17 protein-coding genes are annotated in these 18,744 nt (G+C 43.1%); 15 read left to right on the top strand and 2 right to left on the bottom strand.

Annotated elements, in window-relative coordinates; all coding sequences use genetic code 11:
• Positions 1-2: 2 nt before the first annotated feature.
• Complete coding sequence (locus D8802_RS01645; protein WP_125394549.1) at positions 3-935, top strand: LacI family DNA-binding transcriptional regulator; 933 nt, start codon at positions 3-5, stop codon at positions 933-935.
• Positions 936-959: 24 nt separating this feature from the next.
• On the opposite strand, the gene D8802_RS01640 is transcribed toward D8802_RS01645, so the two are convergent.
• Positions 960-2,168 carry an MFS transporter gene (locus D8802_RS01640; RefSeq protein ID WP_125394548.1) on the bottom strand — a complete coding sequence of 403 codons (1,209 nt, stop codon included), beginning with the start codon at positions 2,166-2,168 and terminating at the stop codon, positions 960-962.
• 99 nt (positions 2,169-2,267) lie between these two features.
• Between D8802_RS01640 and D8802_RS01635 the strand changes: the two genes are divergently transcribed.
• From D8802_RS01635 to alaS, 9 genes are all read left to right on the top strand, one after another.
• Positions 2,268-3,089 (top strand): AraC family transcriptional regulator, encoded by an 822-nt coding sequence (locus D8802_RS01635; protein ID WP_125394547.1) that lies wholly within the window; start codon positions 2,268-2,270, stop codon positions 3,087-3,089.
• 267 nt (positions 3,090-3,356) lie between these two features.
• On the top strand, positions 3,357-4,262 hold the full coding sequence (gene murB, locus D8802_RS01630) for a UDP-N-acetylmuramate dehydrogenase (protein WP_125394546.1): 906 nt from the start codon (positions 3,357-3,359) through the stop codon (positions 4,260-4,262).
• A gap of 158 nt (positions 4,263-4,420) precedes the next feature.
• Complete coding sequence (locus D8802_RS01625; RefSeq protein WP_000742905.1) at positions 4,421-5,578, top strand: ABC transporter ATP-binding protein; 1,158 nt, start codon at positions 4,421-4,423, stop codon at positions 5,576-5,578.
• Positions 5,559-6,365 carry an ABC transporter permease gene (locus tag D8802_RS01620; RefSeq protein WP_000754120.1) on the top strand — a complete coding sequence of 269 codons (807 nt, stop codon included), beginning with the start codon at positions 5,559-5,561 and terminating at the stop codon, positions 6,363-6,365. The genes D8802_RS01625 and D8802_RS01620 overlap by 20 nt, the downstream gene beginning before the upstream one ends.
• Positions 6,362-7,135 (top strand): ABC transporter permease, encoded by a 774-nt coding sequence (locus D8802_RS01615; RefSeq protein WP_007518333.1) that lies wholly within the window; start codon positions 6,362-6,364, stop codon positions 7,133-7,135. Before D8802_RS01620 ends, D8802_RS01615 begins: the two co-directional genes overlap by 4 nt.
• Positions 7,132-8,202 carry an ABC transporter substrate-binding protein gene (locus tag D8802_RS01610; protein ID WP_125394545.1) on the top strand — a complete coding sequence of 357 codons (1,071 nt, stop codon included), beginning with the start codon at positions 7,132-7,134 and terminating at the stop codon, positions 8,200-8,202. Before D8802_RS01615 ends, D8802_RS01610 begins: the two co-directional genes overlap by 4 nt.
• Before the next feature lie 149 nt (positions 8,203-8,351).
• Positions 8,352-8,603, top strand: a complete 252-nt coding sequence (locus tag D8802_RS01605; RefSeq protein ID WP_125394544.1) for a hypothetical protein — start codon at positions 8,352-8,354, stop codon at positions 8,601-8,603.
• 254 nt (positions 8,604-8,857) lie between these two features.
• On the top strand, positions 8,858-9,343 hold the full coding sequence (locus tag D8802_RS01600) for an LURP-one-related/scramblase family protein (protein ID WP_125394543.1): 486 nt from the start codon (positions 8,858-8,860) through the stop codon (positions 9,341-9,343).
• Between the two features lie 21 nt (positions 9,344-9,364).
• Positions 9,365-11,983, top strand: coding sequence for an alanine--tRNA ligase (gene alaS, locus D8802_RS01595; RefSeq protein ID WP_125394542.1), 2,619 nt, complete (start codon positions 9,365-9,367; stop codon positions 11,981-11,983).
• 87 nt (positions 11,984-12,070) lie between these two features.
• On the opposite strand, the gene D8802_RS01590 is transcribed toward alaS, so the two are convergent.
• A complete protein-coding gene (locus D8802_RS01590) occupies positions 12,071-13,519 on the bottom strand; it encodes an alpha-amylase (RefSeq protein WP_125394541.1) in 1,449 nt (482 codons plus the stop codon).
• Between the two features lie 272 nt (positions 13,520-13,791).
• Here D8802_RS01590 and D8802_RS01585 point away from each other — a divergent pair, with 272 nt between their 5' ends.
• The 5 genes from D8802_RS01585 to aroC are packed head-to-tail and all read left to right on the top strand — an operon-like array spanning position 13,792 to position 18,735.
• Positions 13,792-14,955 carry a class I SAM-dependent rRNA methyltransferase gene (locus tag D8802_RS01585; protein ID WP_185758175.1) on the top strand — a complete coding sequence of 388 codons (1,164 nt, stop codon included), beginning with the start codon at positions 13,792-13,794 and terminating at the stop codon, positions 14,953-14,955.
• The gene (aroD, locus tag D8802_RS01580; protein ID WP_125394540.1) at positions 14,952-15,629 is read left to right on the top strand and encodes a type I 3-dehydroquinate dehydratase; all 678 of its coding nucleotides are present in this window, start codon (positions 14,952-14,954) and stop codon (positions 15,627-15,629) included. Before D8802_RS01585 ends, aroD begins: the two co-directional genes overlap by 4 nt.
• Entirely contained in the window at positions 15,619-16,473 is an 855-nt protein-coding gene (locus tag D8802_RS01575) for a shikimate dehydrogenase (protein ID WP_125394539.1), read from the top strand. The genes aroD and D8802_RS01575 overlap by 11 nt, the downstream gene beginning before the upstream one ends.
• An 18-nt stretch (positions 16,474-16,491) precedes the next feature.
• Positions 16,492-17,559: a 3-dehydroquinate synthase gene (aroB, locus tag D8802_RS01570; protein ID WP_125394538.1), complete on the top strand. Its 1,068-nt coding sequence runs from the start codon at positions 16,492-16,494 to the stop codon at positions 17,557-17,559.
• Positions 17,560-17,568: 9 nt separating this feature from the next.
• On the top strand, positions 17,569-18,735 hold the full coding sequence (gene aroC / locus D8802_RS01565; RefSeq protein ID WP_125394537.1) for a chorismate synthase: 1,167 nt from the start codon (positions 17,569-17,571) through the stop codon (positions 18,733-18,735).
• The last annotated feature ends 9 nt before the right edge of the window (positions 18,736-18,744 follow it).

Genomic DNA, 18,744 nt, shown 5'->3' with positions numbered 1-18,744 from the left:
CAATGACAAATATTCGAAAAATTGCCAAACTGACTGGCTACTCAGTTTCTAGCGTGTCACGCGTCATCAACAACCATCCTCATGTATCCGAGGAGGCTCGCCAGAAAATCCTGCAAGTCATGGAGGAACTGGACTACCGCCCCAACATTCTAGCTCAGGAGTTAAGTTCAGGTTCGACTCGTCGGGTCGGTGTAGTTATTCCCAACACGACCCTGCACCCTTATTTCAGTCAGTTACTGAACGGGCTTTTGGATGCAGCTATGGATCATAACTATACCTTGCTCATTCTACCTTCTCGTTATGATATAGACTTGGAAAAATATTATCTGGAGCAGCTGCGAGGAAGGGCCTTTGACAGTCTTATTTTCACCTCTCGCAGTGTAGATTTAGAAACCATTGCTTCCTACGCTAAGTATGGCAATATTGTCTGCTGTGAAGAAGTGCAGGACCCCAATCTGAGTAGCGTTTATGTGAGCCGCACCCATGCTTGCAAGACAGCCTTTAACTGGATTAAAGACCAGGGAAAAAGTAGAATTGCTCTGCTATTTACTCGAAAAGACCTAAAAAGTTCCACCTACCGTCTCACTATGGAAGCCTACAAGGAAGTTTTTGGTGAAAAAACAGAACCTCTGATTTTGGATGGCATTTCCACGGGAGAGGATGCTTATGAGCAAGGGGATAGCCTACTAGAGCAAGATTTAGACTGTATTTTCAGCAACGGAGATGATGTAGCAACTGGTGTGGTTCGCTATTATCAGGAGAAAAATCTTGAATTACCCTTGCTGATTGGCCAAGAAAAGCAACTGACAGGAGAGGTACTGGGGATTCCTACCATTGATAACAAATCCTACCAACTCGGTCAGGAAAGCTTCAAGCAAGCTCTCTCTGACGAAAAACGGACCATTATCCTACAATCGGAGTTTATCATACGATGATAAAATAGGCTCAAGCGACAATCGTCACTTGAGACCTATTTTTCTTCTATACAGCATCCGTAAACAAACCAGAATGCAGATGCTTAGGCAGGCAATCAAGACCAGACGATACGGATCCAGCCCTGAACTAGAACTCGCTAGGTGCACCAAGTTACCAGAGAGATAAAAGACAAGTACGCTAACAAGATAGGCAATCCCCTGATAAATATTCCAAATTGTAAAGGGGCTGGGACTTGCTGCCTGGTGTTTGACTAGAGAAATGTAGAGTCCCCATAGAGCTCCCACAGCCCCATTTAATAACCCCCAACCTATGCTCCAAAAGATTGTATAGGATGCAGCATCGTGGGGAAGAAAGAAGATTAAAAGAATCTCGCATCCCGTTACCAACAGTAAGATTGTGAAAAACAGAGAACGTCTTTTTTCAAAACAAGGACCTGCAAGAGCAAAGGCTAGGACGTTCCCCAGAAAACTCATACTCGAATATAGAGACACGAGGTTGGCGGAAAGGTGCAATACCTGTACCATATAGAGGACATTCATTGTTAAGGTCACATATAAAATCAAACTATCCAAAAGTAGGATACGGACATGGTGCCAGAGCTGTTTTTTCAAAACCTGCCAGTCCATCTGCCTTGTTACTTGATGATTTTGAAACAAGCTATAGTCGGTTTGTAACTGTTTCAAAAGGATAAACTGCATGAACAGACTAGCAAGAGCAATCACCAGTAACCATCGATAATGAAGTGCAGTCAGTTCTTTTCCGATGAAAAAGGAAATAAGAAGGGTATAAAAGCTCGTGACCAGCTGAAACAAACCTAAGTAACTGAGAAATTTTGCGCGGACTTTCTCTTCTGTTAATAATAATATTAAGGGATTCCAAGCCAGACCAAAGCCCAGCTCCACGGCTATCTGATATAGAACCAGAAAAAGAGCATAGATAGAAAAAGTCACACTTTCGTAGGGAATCACTACTAATATCCCTAGTAAACACAGCTTAGACAGTATACTCCACCGCATCAGGTCAAGGAGATTTTTCCTCCGCATCAGATAAGACAAGGGAATGCGGACAAGGGCTATAATCGGTAGCATTGTGATAAGCCAGCTATTTTGCAAATCACTAAAACTTAAAATCTGACTCATAAAAAGAATCATGAAGTCACCTGTTATGGTGATGGAAACAATTTGATTACTGAGGTTGAGCCCTACCATACTAGATTGATACGATTTTTTCATTTGTTCTCCTTTCTTGCCTCATTATAAACCAGAGTTTGTCCCTTTTCTAGGAGTTCATGATGAAGAAATATGCACTTATGTTGCAAGGAGAAATCATTTATGAAACTATGGCACTATTTTAAAGAAACATCTAAGGAATTTTACCTTGAAGAATGTGGGATTGATGATTATTCTAGCTTTCCGTTTTATGACTATACTGTTTTTCAGGATTTTGTCATCCACTGGATTTGTGAGGGGAAAGGGTATCTGCAAGTTGATGGGCAGACTTACTCTTTGGAGAAAAATGATGGTTTTATCCTAAGAAAAGGCCAAAAAGTACGCTATTGGGCAAATCCAGAAGATCCTTGGACCACCTACTGGCTGGGATCTTCTGGAGACAAACTAAACGACTATCTCCAAAACACACAAGTTTTTTATGATTCTGTTTGTCATTTTGATAGTCATTTTCAAAGCAGAGAAATCATTCAAGATATCTGTCACAAAACTGCAGAAAATAGGCAAAAAGAAAGCTGGTACCAGATGCAAGTTTATACCTTTCTTTACTACTTGCAGGAAGAATTTCCAGCAGAAATACCGCTGAATGTCGCTCAACTCCCTGTTGAAAAAGCTGCGCAGATTTTACTACAACACTACCAACAAGATATCTCTATTCAAGACTTGGCATCCCAGGTCGGACTCAGTCGTAGTACCTTGTTTCGTCAGTTTAAGAAACTTTACCATAAATCTCCTCAGCAATTTCTCCTTGAAACACGCATGCTAAAGGCAAGAACACTCTTAACTGACACTGATCTATCTATAAAAGAAATTACCTTGGAAGTCGGCTATCAGGATCAGCTAGTCTTTTCAAAAGCTTTTAAGCATTTTTTCTCTGTGAGTCCTAAATTTTATCGCCAAAGCTGGAAAAAGTCCCCACTCGATTAGCATCCATTTCGGCATTTGCTTTTAGAAGGGTCTTATTGATTGCTTCAAGTGCAGATAGATTCAATATAAAAAATTTTGAAAACAGCATCCTGAAAGTTAGATATCATTCATCTAACTCTTGGGGTGTTTTCTATTGTCTCCTATTCACGTTGACAACCGTATCCATAATTTGAAAAACATGAGTTGAATTATCAATAGTCATTTTGAGGTCGTCAAATGTCTCTAAAAATGGTATAATGGAATGAATTTTGAAAAAGGAAGAGTGACATGTCAGTAAAAGAAAAAATGCTTGAAATCTTAGAAGGGATTGATATTCGTTTTAAGGAACCCTTGAAGCTCTATACCTACACTAAGGTAGGGGGACGAGCGGATTATCTGGTTTTGCCACGCAATCGCTATGAGATGGCCCGTGTCGTCCAATTTGCCAATCAAGAGAATATTCCATGGATGGTGCTAGGAAATGCTAGTAATATCATCGTTCGTGAAGGTGGAATCCGTGGTTTTGTCATCTTGTGCGATAAGCTTAATAACGTTTCAGTTGATGGCTATACCATTGAGGCAGAAGCGGGTGCTAATTTGATCGAGACAACACGCATTGCTCTCCGTCATAGTTTGACTGGTTTTGAGTTTGCTTGCGGCATTCCAGGGAGCATCGGAGGTGCTGTCTTTATGAATGCGGGTGCCTACGGAGGAGAGATTGCTCACATTTTGCAGTCTTGTAAGATTCTGACCAAGGAAGGGAAAATCGAGACCTTGTCAGCCAAGGAATTGGCTTTTGGTTACCGCCATTCAGCTATTCAGGATTCTGGGGCCATTGTCTTGTCGGCTAAATTTGCCCTTGCTCCAGGAAATCACCAGGTCATCAAGCAGGAAATGGATCGCTTGACGCACCTACGTGAACTTAAACAACCTCTAGATTACCCATCTTGTGGTTCGGTCTTTAAGCGTCCAGTGGGGCATTTTGCAGGACAGTTAATTTCAGAGGCTGGTTTGAAAGGCTATCGTATTGGTGGTGTGGAAGTATCTGAAAAGCATGCCGGTTTCATGATCAATGTTGCTGACGGAACGGCCAAAGACTATGAAGACTTGATCCAATCTGTTATTGAAAAAGTCAAGGAACACTCAGGTGTCACCCTTGAGAGAGAAGTCCGAATCTTGGGTGAGAAGGAGTAAGGTTTCGCCAGAATAGCTGCTGCTATGTCAATGGAAAGGGGGTGAAAGCCTATCGTTAGTGAAGATGTATGTAGGCAGTTTAATCTCCTACACGAGGTGGTAGCGGCCTGACAGAGCCCTGATCTGTTAATTTATGAAAAAGAAGGAATTTATGACAATTGAAAAAACCAATTATTGAATTCAAAAACGTCTCTAAAGTTTTTGAAGACAGCAACACCAAGGTTCTCAAAGACATCAACTTTGAGTTGGAAGAAGGGAAATTTTACACTCTTTTGGGTGCATCTGGTTCAGGAAAATCAACCATTCTAAATATCATTGCAGGTTTACTGGATGCGACGACAGGGGATATTTTGCTGGATGGGGTGCGGATCAATGACATCCCAACTAATAAACGAGATGTCCATACCGTCTTCCAATCCTATGCCTTGTTTCCACATATGAATGTGTTTGAAAATGTTGCCTTTCCACTCCGCTTGCGTAAAGTCGACAAGAAAGAAATCGAACAACGTGTAGCGGAAGTTCTCAAGATGGTTCAGTTGGAAGGTTATGAGAAACGTTCCATTCGTAAACTCTCTGGAGGACAACGCCAGCGTGTGGCTATTGCCCGTGCCATTATCAACCAGCCCCGTGTGGTCTTGCTGGATGAGCCCTTGTCAGCGCTGGACTTAAAATTACGGACAGACATGCAGTATGAACTGCGTGAACTGCAACAACGATTGGGAATTACCTTTGTCTTTGTCACTCACGATCAGGAAGAAGCTCTTGCCATGAGTGACTGGATTTTCGTTATGAATGATGGCGAGATTGTTCAGTCTGGAACGCCAGTGGACATCTACGATGAGCCAATCAACCACTTTGTTGCTACCTTTATCGGTGAGTCCAACATCTTGCCAGGAACCATGATTGAGGACTACTTGGTCGAGTTCAACGGCAAACGCTTTGAAGCGGTTGATGGAGGGATGAAGCCAAATGAACCTGTTGAGGTTGTCATTCGTCCAGAGGACTTGCGCATTACCCTTCCTGAAGAAGGCAAGCTCCAAGTCAAGGTGGATACCCAGCTCTTCCGTGGGGTTCACTACGAGATTATCGCCTATGACGAACTCGGAAATGAATGGATGATTCACTCGACTCGTAAGGCCATTGTGGGTGAGGAAATCGGTCTGGACTTTGAACCAGAAGACATCCACATCATGCGTCTCAACGAAACCGAAGAAGAGTTCGATGCTCGTATCGAGGAGTACGTAGAAATTGAAGAGCAAGAAGCAGGTCTGATTAACGCGATCGAGGAGGAAAGAGATGAAGAAAACAACCTCTAAACTCTTTGTAGTGCCCTACATGCTTTGGATTGCCCTCTTTGTTCTCGCACCCTTGGTCTTGATTTTCGGTCAATCCTTTTTCAACATTGAAGGGCAGTTTAGTTTAGAAAACTATAAATCCTACTTTGCGTCACAAAATCTGACCTATCTCAAAATGAGTTTCAACTCTGTGCTCTATGCTGGGATTGTGACCATGGTGACGCTGCTTATCAGCTATCCAACGGCCCTCTTTTTGACTCGTCTCAAGCACCGTCAACTCTGGCTCATGCTGATTATCTTGCCAACCTGGATTAACCTGCTCCTCAAGGCCTATGCCTTTATCGGGATTTTTGGTCAAAATGGCTCTATTAACCAATTCTTGGAATTTATCGGAATCGGTTCGCAACAGTTGCTCTTTACGGATTTCTCCTTCATCTTTGTCGCAAGCTACATCGAGCTTCCCTTTATGATTTTGCCGATTTTCAATGTCTTGGATGATATGGATAATAATCTCATCAATGCCAGCTACGACCTCGGTGCGACCAAGTGGGAAACCTTCCGTCATGTTATCTTCCCTCTGTCGATGAATGGTGTGCGAAGTGGGGTTCAGTCTGTCTTTATCCCTAGTTTGAGTCTCTTCATGCTGACACGTTTGATAGGTGGGAACCGCGTTATCACTTTGGGGACAGCCATTGAACAGAATTTCCTAACCAATGACAACTACGGTATGGGTTCAACCATTGGTGTGATCCTCATCCTAACCATGTTCATCACCATGTGGGTGACCAAGGAAAGGAGAGAACGATGAAAAAATTTGCCAATCTCTACCTAGCCTTTGTCTTTATCATCCTTTATTTGCCGATTTTTTACTTGATTGGCTACGCCTTTAACGCAGGGGATGATATGAACAGTTTTACCGGCTTTAGCTTGAGCCATTTTAAAACCATGTTTGGTGATGGCCGTCTCATGTTGATCCTCACCCAAACCTTTTTCTTAGCCTTTCTAGCTGCCTTGATTGCGACCATTATCGGGACTTTTGGTGCTATTTACATATACCAGTCTCGTAAGAAATACCAAGAAGCCTTTTTATCACTCAATAATATCCTCATGGTTGCGCCTGACGTTATGATTGGTGCTAGCTTCTTGATTCTCTTTACACAGCTTAAGTTTTCACTTGGCTTTTTGACGGTTCTATCTAGTCACGTGGCCTTTTCCATCCCTATCGTAGTCTTGATGGTCTTACCTCGTCTCAAGGAAATGAATGATGACATGATCCATGCGGCCTATGACTTGGGTGCTAGCCAGTTTCAGATGTTTAAGGAAATCATGCTACCGTACCTGACTCCGTCTATCATTGCAGGTTATTTCATGGCCTTCACCTATTCGCTAGATGACTTTGCCGTAACCTTCTTTGTGACAGGGAATGGCTTTTCGACTCTATCAGTCGAGATTTATTCTCGTGCTCGTAAGGGAATTTCGCTAGAAATCAATGCCCTCTCTGCCCTTGTCTTTCTCTTTAGTATTATCCTAGTTGTTGGCTATTACTTTATCTCACGTGAGAAGGAGGAGCAAGCATGAAAAAACTCTATTCATTTTTAGCAGGAATTGCAGCAATTATCCTTGTCTTGTGGGGGATTGCGACGCATTTAGACAGTAAAATCAATAGCCGAGACAGTCAGAAATTGGTTATCTACAACTGGGGGGACTACATTGATCCCGAACTTTTGGAGCAATTCACAGAAGAAACAGGCATCCAAGTCCAGTACGAGACCTTTGACTCCAACGAAGCCATGTATACCAAGATCAAGCAGGGTGGAACGACCTATGATATTGCCATTCCTAGTGAGTACATGATCAACAAGATGAAGGACGAAGACCTATTGGTTCCTCTTGATTATTCAAAAATTGAAGGAATCGAAAATATCGGACCTGAGTTCCTCAACCAGTCTTTTGACCCAGGTAATAAATTCTCCATTCCTTATTTCTGGGGAACCTTGGGAATTGTCTACAATGAAACCATGGTAGATGAGGCGCCTGAGCATTGGGATGACCTCTGGAAACCAGAATACAAGGATTCCATCATGCTCTTTGATGGGGCGCGTGAGGTGCTGGGACTCGGGCTTAATTCACTTGGTTATAGCCTCAACTCAAAGGATCCACAGCAGTTGGAAGAGACAGTAGATAAGCTCTACAAACTGACTCCAAATATCAAGGCCATTGTGGCGGACGAGATGAAGGGTTACATGATTCAGAACAACGCGGCCATCGGCGTGACCTTCTCTGGGGAAGCCAGCCAGATGTTGGAGAAAAATCCTAACCTCAAGTATGTCGTTCCGACTGAGGCCAGCAATCTCTGGTTTGATAACATGGTCATTCCAAAAACCGTGAAAAATCAAGATGCAGCCTACGCCTTTATCAACTTTATGTTGAAACCCGACAATGCTCTGAAAAATGCCGAGTATGTAGGTTACTCAACACCAAATAACACAGCCAAGGAACTGCTCCCAGAGGAGACCAAGGAAGACAAGGCCTTCTATCCAGACGCTGATACCATGAAAAACCTAGAAGTTTATGAGAAATTTGACCATAAATGGACAGGAAAATACAGTGACCTCTTCCTCCAGTTTAAAATGTATCGGAAGTAGGAGTTAGCAGTTATGAAACGAATCAGTTAAGCTGGTTCGTTTTCTTAATAGAAGTTAACTTTTACAGCCTTATCTTTTTCTATTCTAGTTGCTTATTTGCTTGTCTAGTAGTATACTAAGTTTATACGAATAGAAAGCGGTAACAAATCATGAAAATNTCTACTTTTTTCAAAAAAAGTTACTGGCCAACCTTTTTAATTGTTAACGAAACAATTATACTATTTCATTTAAAGGACGGCTTGGATCGACAATACCTAACAACTGATTCCATACATTTGGTGATAGGTTACTTTATATTTGCAAATGTTTTCATAGCTATCTTTAGCAATTCAAAAACTTGGAATAAAAGTTGGGATAAAAAGAAAAATGGCAGTAAGAAAAAATATATCCTGAAAAAGTAATCAGGGATGTAGGGAATGATTTCCAGTTGACGCAAACTAAAAAAAACGATATAATAAGGAAGTCGAGAATTGATTTTCAATCATCTTAGTCCAGAGAAATGGCGGTGCTGCGAGCCATCTAAGCTAGGAAGTCATGCTACTCAATCATACAATTGCATAAGAATAAGAGAATGACAAGTTCATTGAATGAAGGTGGTACCGCGGTTTTTCGCCCTTCGTGATGTGAGCTTGTCTTTTGATTTTTGGAGGTGTTTATGAAGACATTTCTCGTGAAACAAAAGTTTCGTCTTGGAGGCGAATGCTTCGATATCAAAGATGATAGAGGAGTAGTGAACTATCAGGTGGAGGGATCTTTCTTCCAAATTCCTAAGACCTTTACCATCTATGACGCCTATGGTGAGCAAGTCAGTGAAATTAGTAAAGAATTTTTCACCTTGCTTCCTCGCTTTACTATTCAGCTACGAAACGGTTCCAATTTCGTCATTCGTAAGAAGTTGACCTTCTGGCGAGATAAGTATGAGTTTGACAATCTAGGGCTTCGTATCGAGGGCAATATCTGGGATTTGAATTTCAAATTGCTAGATGATCGTGATCAGCTTGTTGCCGAGATTCGGAAAGAGATTTTCCATTTGACCTCAACTTACACCGTAACCGTCTATGAAGACTCTTATGCAGATCTGGTCATTTCCCTCTGTGTCGCGATTGACTATGTGGAAATGTTGGAAAGCCAATCAAATTAAACAAGTAAATAAGGAGATATTATGAAACAACTATCTAGTGCACAAGTACGCCAAATGTGGCTCGATTTCTGGGCAAGCAAAGGACACTCTGTAGAACCATCAGTCAGCTTGGTTCCTGTAAACGACCCAACTCTTTTGTGGATTAACTCTGGGGTAGCAACCCTTAAGAAATACTTTGACGGAACTATTATCCCTGAAAATCCACGTATCACCAATGCCCAAAAAGCTATCCGTACCAACGACATCGAAAACGTCGGAAAAACAGCTCGTCACCATACCATGTTTGAAATGTTGGGGAACTTCTCTATCGGGGATTACTTCCGCGATGAAGCTATTACCTGGGCTTATGAGCTTTTGACAAGCCCAGAATGGTTTGATTTTCCAGCAGAAAAACTCTATATGACCTACTATCCTGCTGATACGGATTCCTACAATCGCTGGATTGAAGTAGGAGTGGACCCAAGCCACTTGATTCCAATCGAAGACAACTTCTGGGAAATTGGTGCGGGGCCTTCTGGACCTGATACTGAAATCTTCTTTGACCGTGGAGAAGCCTTTGACCCAGAAAATATCGGTATTCGCCTGCTTGCAGAAGATATTGAAAACGACCGTTACATTGAAATCTGGAATATCGTTCTGTCACAATTTAACGCAGACCCTGCTGTTCCTCGTAGCGAGTACAAGGAATTACCGCACAAGAATATTGATACGGGCGCTGGTTTGGAGCGTTTGGTGGCGGTTATCCAAGGGGCTAAGACAAACTTTGAAACTGACCTCTTCATGCCGATCATCCGTGAAGTTGAGAAATTGTCTGGGAAGGTTTACGATCAAGATGGCGACAACATGAGCTTTAAGGTCATCGCTGACCACATCCGTTCCCTTTCATTTGCCATCGGTGATGGAGCTCTTCCAGGAAATGAAGGCCGTGGTTATGTTCTTCGCCGTCTTCTCCGTCGTGCTTCTATGCACGGTCAAAAATTGGGCATCAACGAGCCTTTCCTTTACAAGCTCGTTCCAACTGTTGGAAAAATCATGGAAAGCTACTACCCAGAAGTGCTTGAAAAACGTGACTTTATCGAGAAAATCGTCAAGAGCGAAGAAGAGTCATTTGCCCGTACCCTTCATTCAGGTCAACACTTTGCAGAAACCACTGTAGCTGATTTGAAAGCGAAAGGTCAAAACGTTATCGCGGGGCAAGATGTCTTCAAACTCTATGATACTTACGGATTCCCAGTGGAGTTGACAGAAGAAATCGCTGAAGAAGCTGGTATGAGTGTAGACCGTGAAGGTTTTGAAGCAGCCATGAAAGAGCAGCAAGAACGTGCGCGTGCGTCAGCTGTTAAAGGTGGTTCAATGGGTATGCAAAATGAAACCCTCCAAAACATTACAGTGGAAAGTGTCTTCAACTACAATGCTAGTCAATTGCCTTCTAAATTGGTTGCTATTGTGGCTGACAATGCAGAAGTAGAAGCTGTATCTGAAGGAACTGCCTCTCTGATCTTTGCAGAGACTCCATTCTACGCTGAAATGGGTGGACAAGTAGCTGACCACGGTCAAATCTTGGATGCTGCAGGAAACCTTGTAGCTACAGTGACAGATGTTCAAAAAGCACCAAACGGACAAGCTCTTCATACTGTTGAAGTTCTTGCACCACTTGCTTTGAACCAAGAATACACACTTAGCATCGACACCAATCGTCGTCTTCGTGTTATGAAGAACCACACGGCGACTCACTTGCTTCACGCTGCCCTTCACAATATCCTTGGGAACCATGCGACACAAGCAGGATCTCTTAATGAAGTTGAATTCCTTCGCTTTGACTTCACGCATTTCCAAGCAGTAACTGCTGAAGAATTGCGCGCTATTGAACAGCAAGTCAACGAAAAAATCTGGGAAGCTCTTGAAGTTAAGACTGTTGAAACAGATATTGACACTGCCAAGGAAATGGGGGCTATGGCTCTTTTTGGTGAGAAATACGGTAAAGAAGTCCGTGTTGTAACTATCGGTGATTACTCTGTTGAGCTCTGTGGTGGTACCCACGTTGGCAATACTTCTGAAATCGGTCTCTTCAAGATTGTCAAGGAAGAAGGAATCGGATCTGGAACTCGCCGTATCTTGGCAGTGACTGGTAAGGAAGCCTTTGAAGCTTACCGTGAACAAGAAGACGCTCTGAAAGCCGTCGCAGCAACCTTGAAAGCCCCTCAACTCAAGGAAGTACCTCACAAGGTTGAAGGGCTTCAAGAGCAACTTCGCCAACTCCAAAAAGAAAATGCAGAATTGAAGGAAAAAGCAGCAGCTGCGGCTGCAGGTGATGTCTTCAAGGATGTGAAGGAAGTCAACGGTCACCGTTACATTGCTAGCCAAGTTTCTGTATCAGATGCAGGTGCCCTTCGTACCTTTGCTGATAACTGGAAACAAAAAGACTACTCTGACCTGCTTGTCCTAGTTGCCGCTATCGGTGACAAAGTCAATGTCCTTGTAGCAAGCAAGACAAAAGATGTGCATGCAGGAAACCTTGTCAAAGAATTGGCTCCAATCGTCGATGGACGTGGTGGTGGTAAACCAGACATGGCCATGGCAGGAGGAAGCAATCAAGCGAAAATCCAAGAACTCTTGGAGGCAGTAGCAGGTAAATTGTAATCAAGCAAAGATCTATCCATTTGGGTAGGTCTTTTTGTGCATACAAAAAAGCCAAATCCGGTTGGATTTGACTTGTAACTGATAGGTTTATTTTGTTGCCCAGACACTGACTGAACCCGCTGCTACTGGAAATTCTCCATAACCTTCAGCATTGATCGTAACTTGTGCTGGATGATTTTCAAGGAGGTCAACAAAAGTTTGGTCAGCCCAGTCTTGACCAACAAACATAGACTTGCTGTTTTCTTGGTCATTTGAAATCAAGACTGCGATTGGAGATTGATTTTCAGCACCTGAACGTACCCATCCAATACAGTTGGCATCATCAAAGTAGTCTGTTTGCTCTCCATAGGCCAAGTTTTTTCGGATGGCAAGGAGACGGTCAAGAACTTCTCTGAAATCTTGTTGGGCGTATTTTCCTGAGATACCGTAGTAGTCTCCGTAAAAAACACATGGAAGTCCATCTTGACGTAAAAGAATAAGCGCATAGGCAGCTGGCTTGAACCATTCTTCAACAGTAGACTCAAGGGCTTGACCTCTTTGGGTATCGTGGTTGTCAACGAAAGTGACAGCCTTGTCAGGCTTGAGTTCAACCAAGCTATCGGTAAAAATACTACGAAGGTCGTAACTTGCTCCAGCATTACTAGCTTCAAAGAGATTCTGGTGGAGGCGAACATCGACAAGGTCAAAACGTTCCTCAGTTTTTTCAAGATAGTCTAGATTGGCTTCCTTGTCAGGGTTCCAAAATTCTCCAAAAACATAGAAATCGTCACCGTATTTTTCCTTCATATCACGGATGAAATTGCCCATAAAGAAAGAGTCAATGTGCTTAACAGCATCCAAGCGGAAACCAGCTACACCAGTCGTTTCCATGAACCAGTCAGCCCAGTCATAGATGTTTTGGATGACTTCAGGATGCTTAAAGTCTAGGTCAGCATACATGAGGTAGTCGTAGTTACCGTTTTCGTTATCGACCAATTCCTCGTTGGCCCAGCCTTTATTGTCCCCCTGGATCAGGTAAATGCCAGACTTACGGCGTTTGGCATCGTAGTCTGTACCTGTGAAGTGGTACCAGTGCCAGTGGAAGTCATTGTAGGTATCTTGACGACCATCGAAGGTGAAGTGAGTCCAGCCATTGATAGTAAAGGGCTCGCTTAGCTGAAGGGTACGGTCCTCAGGGTCCACTTCAATAACCTGAAAGGCTTCCATATGATCGGCAGCAGCCTTGTGATTAAGCACCACATCGGCCATAGGTTGAATTCCCTGTGCCTTTAGGGCTTGAATGGCTTGAAGATAATCTTCTTTAAACCCATACTTGGTACGGACAGTCTCTTTTTGGTGAAATTCGCCTAGGTCAAAAAGATCGTAAACACCATAGCCGACATCTTTTTCGTTAGTTGCCTTGAAGGCAGGTGGCATCCAGACATGGCTGATACCAAGGTTTGCTAGGTGTTCTGCGTCATTTGTCAGTCGAGCCCAGTGTTGGCCGTCGTGAGGCAAATACCATTCAAAGTATTGCATAAGTGTCTGATTTTGCATTGTTTTTCCTCTTGCTTATCAATGTTGTGTTTTATTCTACCATAAAGTTTAGAACTAGGCAAACGTTTGCGCAAGATTCTATACTCATTTCTGAAATTGTCTATTTTTATCGATTAAAATCTCTATTTCCATCACAAGGGGGAGAATTTTTTGGTGAAAAAGTAAATGGAATAAACTTATTTGAACAAAAATGACACTTAGTAAACTAAAGTACAGATGGTTAAACGGTTTCTTTTTTGAGAATTGTCACAAAATTTGCTATAATAGTAGCTATGAATAGAATTAGGGTCAGCAGACGTGTTGAAAAAAAGCTAGCTAAGGGTCTAGTTCTTTTGGAAGCAAGTGATTTAACAGATATTGATCTGACGGATCAGGCAGTAGAAGTTCTTAGTCAGGACGGGAAGTTTTTAGGGAGTGCCTATCTTTCTCAGCAGAACAAGGGCATTGGCTGGTTCATCAGCAAGGAAAAAGTTCCTTTCAATCAAGCCTTTTTTGAAATTCTGTTTCGTAAGGCTAAGGAAGCTAGAAAGCCTTATTATCAAGATGACTTGACTACTGCCTTTCGCCTTTTTAACCAAGAGGGGGATGGCTTTGGTGGTCTGACTGTTGATCTCTATGGAGATTATGCTGTCTTTTCTTGGTACAACTCCTTTGTTTACCAGATTCGTGAGCTGATCGTAAAGGCTTTTAAGGAAGTTTTTCCTGAGGTCTTGGGGGCTTATGAGAAGATTCGTTTTAAAGGTCTAGACTACGAGTCTGCCTATGTTTATGGTGAGGAAGCGCCAGACTATTTTACTGTTCTTGAGAATGGCGTGCTCTATCAAGTCTTTATGAATGATGGCTTGATGACAGGTATTTTCCTAGACCAGCATGAGGTTCGTGGAAGTCTGGTTGACGGTCTAGCCATGGGCAAATCCTTGCTCAATATGTTTTCCTATACGGCTGCTTTTTCTGTTGCTGCAGCTATGGGAGGCGCGAGTGAGACAACTTCTGTCGACTTGGCCAAACGATCCAGAGAGCTATCAGAAGCTCATTTTCAGGCAAATGGATTCAGCACGTACAATCATCGTTTTATCGTTATGGATGTCTTTGAGTACTTCAAGTATGCCAAGCGAAAAGGCTTGACTTATGATGTGATTGTCCTTGATCCGCCGAGTTTTGCCCGCAATAAAAAACAAACATTCTCTGTAGCTAAGGACTATCACAAGTTGATTTCCCAGAGTCTAGAGATTTTAAATCCGGGAGGCATTATCATCGCCAGTACCAATGCTGCCAATGTTTCCCGCCAGAAATTTACAGAACAAATTGATAAAGGTTTTGCAGGAAGAAGGTATCAAGTCTTAAACAAATACGGACTTCCAGCAGACTTTGCCTATAATAAAAAAGATGAAAGCAGTAATTACCTCAAGGTGATTAGTATGAAGGTTAGTAGATGAAATTAATCGTTTCAGTAATGCCAAGAAGTTTAGAAGAAGCACAAGAACTGGATGCCACACGGTATGAAGATGCCGATATCATCGAGTGGCGTGCAGACTTCCTCGCCAAGGAAGCCATTTTACAGGTAGCACCTGCCATCTTTGAGAAATTCGCAGGCCGCGAACTGGTCTTTACCCTTCGGACTCGCGCTGAGGGAGGAGAAATTGAACTGTCTTCTGAGGAGTATGTTCAAATCATCAAGGAAGTCACTCAGCTCTATCAGCCGGATTATGTAGATTTTGAGTATTTCAGCTACAAGGACGTTTTTGAGGAAATGTTGGATTTTCCAAATCTTGTTTTGAGTTACCATAATTTCCAGGAAACACCAGAAAACATGATGGAGATTTTGTCTGAGTTGACCAGTCTCTCTCCAAAAGTGGTCAAGGTATCAGTTATGGCCCATACGGAGCAGGATGTTTTAGACCTGATGAACTACACTCGAGGATTTAAAACACTCAATCCTGAGCAAGAGTACGTGACCATTTCCATGGGGAAAATGGGCAAGGTATCGCGTATCACTTCAGATGTGACGGGTTCAAGTTGGTCCTTTGCTAGTCTAGATGAAGCGAGTGCCCCAGGTCAGATTTCTCTATCAAACATGAAGAAAATCAGGGAGATTTTGGATGAAGCTTGATGGCTACACACGTATGGCGGCTGTCGTTGCAAATCCCATTAAACACTCTATTTCACCTTTTATTCACAATAGAGCCTTTGAGGCGACAGCTACCAATGGTGTCTATATAGCTTGGGAGATTGAAGCGGGTGACTTGGCAGAAACAGTCGCCAATATTCGCCGTTACCAGATGTTTGGAATCAACCTGTCTATGCCTTACAAGGAACAAGTGATTCCTTATCTGGATGAGTTGAGTGATGAAACTCGTTTGATTGGGGCGGTCAACACAGTTGTCAATCAAGACGGAACGTTAATTGGATATAATACAGATGGCAAGGGATTCTTTAAGAGCTTGCCTTCTTTTACAATCTCGGATAAGAAAATGACCATTCTGGGAGCAGGTGGCGCAGCCAAATCAATCTTGGCGCAGGCTATTTTGGATGGAGTCAGTCAGATCTCAGTCTTTGTTCGTTCAGTTTCCATGAAAAAAACAAGACCTTATCTGGACAAGTTACAGGAGCAAACAGGCTTTAAAGTGGAATTGTATGCTTTAGAAGATCTATCTGAACTGCAAGAAAAAATTGCCATGTCGGACCTGCTCGTCAATGCCACTAGTGTGGGGATGGATGGGCAGTCGTCCCCAGTTCCAGAAAGAATCAATTTGCCAGAAAATCTTTTGGTGGCCGATGTCATTTACCAACCCTTTGAAACGCCATTTTTGAAATGGGCTAAAAGTCAGGGGAATCCAGCCGTCAATGGCCTGGGGATGTTGCTCTATCAAGCCGCAGAAGCTTTTCAACTGTGGACAGGTAAAGAAATGCCGACAGACGAGATTTGGCAGTCTTTAACAGAAAAATATAAATAGTGAAAAGGAGACCCTACTATGAAAATCAGAATCGATATTCCGCATCATCCTTATGATATTCAGATTGAAAAAGGTTGTCTATCGCAAGCAGGTCAATGGTTGCTAGAACTCTGGCAACCTCAAAAAGTGGTTATCGTAACCGACAACCATGTAGCTTCTCTCTACGCGGAAAAGGTCAAGCTCAGCCTAGAAGATGCTGGTTTTCAGGTAGCTGTTTTTGACTTTTTAGAAGGCGAAGAACGAAAAAATTTAACCACTGTTCAGAAAGTCTATGAATTTTTAGTCAAGCAGGGGTTGACTCGTAGCGATGGGATTGTGGCTCTTGGTGGTGGTGTCGTTGGGGACTTGGCTGGCTTTGTGGCCTCTACCTATATGCGTGGGATTCACTTTGTTCAGATTCCGACTAGTTTGACAGCCCAGGTTGATTCTTCTATCGGTGGTAAGACAGGTGTCAATACTCCATTTGCTAAGAATATGGTAGGAACTTTTGCCCAACCAGATGGGGTTCTGATTGATCCGCTTGTCCTTGAAACACTTGGGAAAAGAGAGTTGATTGAAGGGATGGGTGAGGTTATCAAGTACGGCTTGATTGAGGATCCCGAACTGTGGGCTCTCTTGACGGAACTGGATGGTTCTGTAGAGAGCATACTTGAACATGCAGAGACTTTGATTGAACATTCTTGTCAGGTGAAGCGCAAGATGGTGGTTGAGGATGAGTTGGACAATGGTGTTCGCCTCTACCTCAATTTTGGGCACACTATTGGTCATGCTATTGAAGCGACTGCCGGTTATGGAAAAGTCATGCATGGAGAGGCTGTAGCCATGGGTATGGTTCAGATTTCTAAGGTTGCTGAGGGAAAAGGCCTTATGCCAGAAGGAATAACCCAGTCCATCACAGAGATGTGTCAGAAATTTGGCTTACCTGTTGACTATGAAAACTGGGATGTTGACAAGCTTTATCAAGCTTTGACTCATGACAAGAAGGCACGTGGCAACACCTTGAAATTGGTATTGGTACCAGAGCTTGGTTCAGCGACAATTCACCCAGTTTCTCTGGAAGAGATGAAAGACTACTTGGTAAAATAAGGAGAATGTATGAGATATTTAACTGCAGGAGAATCACACGGCCCCCGTCTGACGGCTATTATTGAAGGAATTCCAGCGGGACTTCCTTTGACAGCAGAGTACATCAATGGGGATCTGAAACGCCGTCAGGGTGGCTACGGTCGTGGTGGCCGTATGAAGATTGAGAGTGACCAGGTTGTCTTTACTTCGGGCGTTCGTCACGGGAAGACGACAGGGGCTCCCATTACCATGGATGTCATCAATAAAGACCACCAGAAATGGCTGGATATCATGTCTGCTGAGGACATTGAAGACCGCCTGAAAAGCAAGCGGAAAATCACCCATCCTCGCCCAGGTCATGCCGATTTGGTAGGGGGCATCAAGTACCGTTTTGATGATTTGCGAAATTCTTTGGAACGTTCATCAGCTCGTGAAACCACCATGCGAGTTGCTGTTGGGGCAGTAGCCAAACGTCTCTTAGCTGAGCTAGATATGGAGATTGCTAACCATGTCGTGGTCTTTGGTGGTAAGGAAATCGATGTACCTGAAAATCTAACAGTCGCTGAGATTAAGAAACGAGCTGCCCAGTCAGAAGTTTCTATTGTCAACCAAGAGCGGGAACAGGAAATCAAGGACTATATTGACCAAATCAAGCGTGACGGTGATACCATTGGTGGGATTGTGGAGACAGTCGTCGGAGGTGTTCCAGTTGGTCTCGGTTCCTATGTTCAATGGGACAGAAAATTGGATGCGCGATTGGCTCAGGCAGTTGTCTCTATCAATGCCTTTAAAGGGGTGGAATTTGGTCTTGGATTTGAAGCTGGTTACCGCAAAGGAAGCCAAGTCATGGATGAAATTCTCTGGTCTAAAGAAGACGGCTATACTCGCCGTACCAATAATCTAGGCGGCTTTGAAGGTGGTATGACTAATGGACAACCGATTGTTATTCGTGGCGTTATGAAACCCATTCCCACTCTTTATAAACCACTTATGAGTGTGGATATCGAGACGCATGAACCTTACAATGCAACTGTGGAGAGAAGTGATCCGACCGCTCTTCCAGCAGCAGGTGTGGTCATGGAAGCAGTTGTGGCAACGGTTCTGGCACAGGAAATTCTTGAAAAATTCTCATCAGATAATCTTGAGGAACTAAAAGAAGCGGTAGCCAAACACCGAGACTATACAAAGAACTATTAAGGAGTTTCT

Source organism: Streptococcus oralis (genome assembly GCF_003943395.1).
GTDB classification, from domain to species: Bacteria; Bacillota; Bacilli; order Lactobacillales; family Streptococcaceae; genus Streptococcus; species Streptococcus oralis_BF.
Note: the sequence above shows the minus strand (reverse complement) of the source record. Positions and strands in the feature narration are given on the sequence as shown.

Excerpts from the sequence above, each read along its gene's own strand:
- D8802_RS01645 (WP_125394549.1), top strand. The coding sequence starts at position 3 with ATGACAAATATTCGAAAAATTGCCAAACTGACTGGCTACTCAGTTTCT.
- D8802_RS01640 (WP_125394548.1), bottom strand. The coding sequence starts at position 2,168 with ATGAAAAAATCGTATCAATCTAGTATGGTAGGGCTCAACCTCAGTAAT.
- D8802_RS01635 (WP_125394547.1), top strand. The coding sequence starts at position 2,268 with ATGAAACTATGGCACTATTTTAAAGAAACATCTAAGGAATTTTACCTT.
- murB (WP_125394546.1), top strand. The coding sequence starts at position 3,357 with ATGTCAGTAAAAGAAAAAATGCTTGAAATCTTAGAAGGGATTGATATT.
- D8802_RS01620 (WP_000754120.1), top strand. The coding sequence starts at position 5,559 with ATGAAGAAAACAACCTCTAAACTCTTTGTAGTGCCCTACATGCTTTGG.
- D8802_RS01615 (WP_007518333.1), top strand. The coding sequence starts at position 6,362 with ATGAAAAAATTTGCCAATCTCTACCTAGCCTTTGTCTTTATCATCCTT.
- D8802_RS01610 (WP_125394545.1), top strand. The coding sequence starts at position 7,132 with ATGAAAAAACTCTATTCATTTTTAGCAGGAATTGCAGCAATTATCCTT.
- D8802_RS01600 (WP_125394543.1), top strand. The coding sequence starts at position 8,858 with ATGAAGACATTTCTCGTGAAACAAAAGTTTCGTCTTGGAGGCGAATGC.
- alaS (WP_125394542.1), top strand. The coding sequence starts at position 9,365 with ATGAAACAACTATCTAGTGCACAAGTACGCCAAATGTGGCTCGATTTC.
- D8802_RS01590 (WP_125394541.1), bottom strand. The coding sequence starts at position 13,519 with ATGCAAAATCAGACACTTATGCAATACTTTGAATGGTATTTGCCTCAC.
- D8802_RS01585 (WP_185758175.1), top strand. The coding sequence starts at position 13,792 with ATGAATAGAATTAGGGTCAGCAGACGTGTTGAAAAAAAGCTAGCTAAG.
- aroD (WP_125394540.1), top strand. The coding sequence starts at position 14,952 with ATGAAATTAATCGTTTCAGTAATGCCAAGAAGTTTAGAAGAAGCACAA.
- D8802_RS01575 (WP_125394539.1), top strand. The coding sequence starts at position 15,619 with ATGAAGCTTGATGGCTACACACGTATGGCGGCTGTCGTTGCAAATCCC.
- aroB (WP_125394538.1), top strand. The coding sequence starts at position 16,492 with ATGAAAATCAGAATCGATATTCCGCATCATCCTTATGATATTCAGATT.
- aroC (WP_125394537.1), top strand. The coding sequence starts at position 17,569 with ATGAGATATTTAACTGCAGGAGAATCACACGGCCCCCGTCTGACGGCT.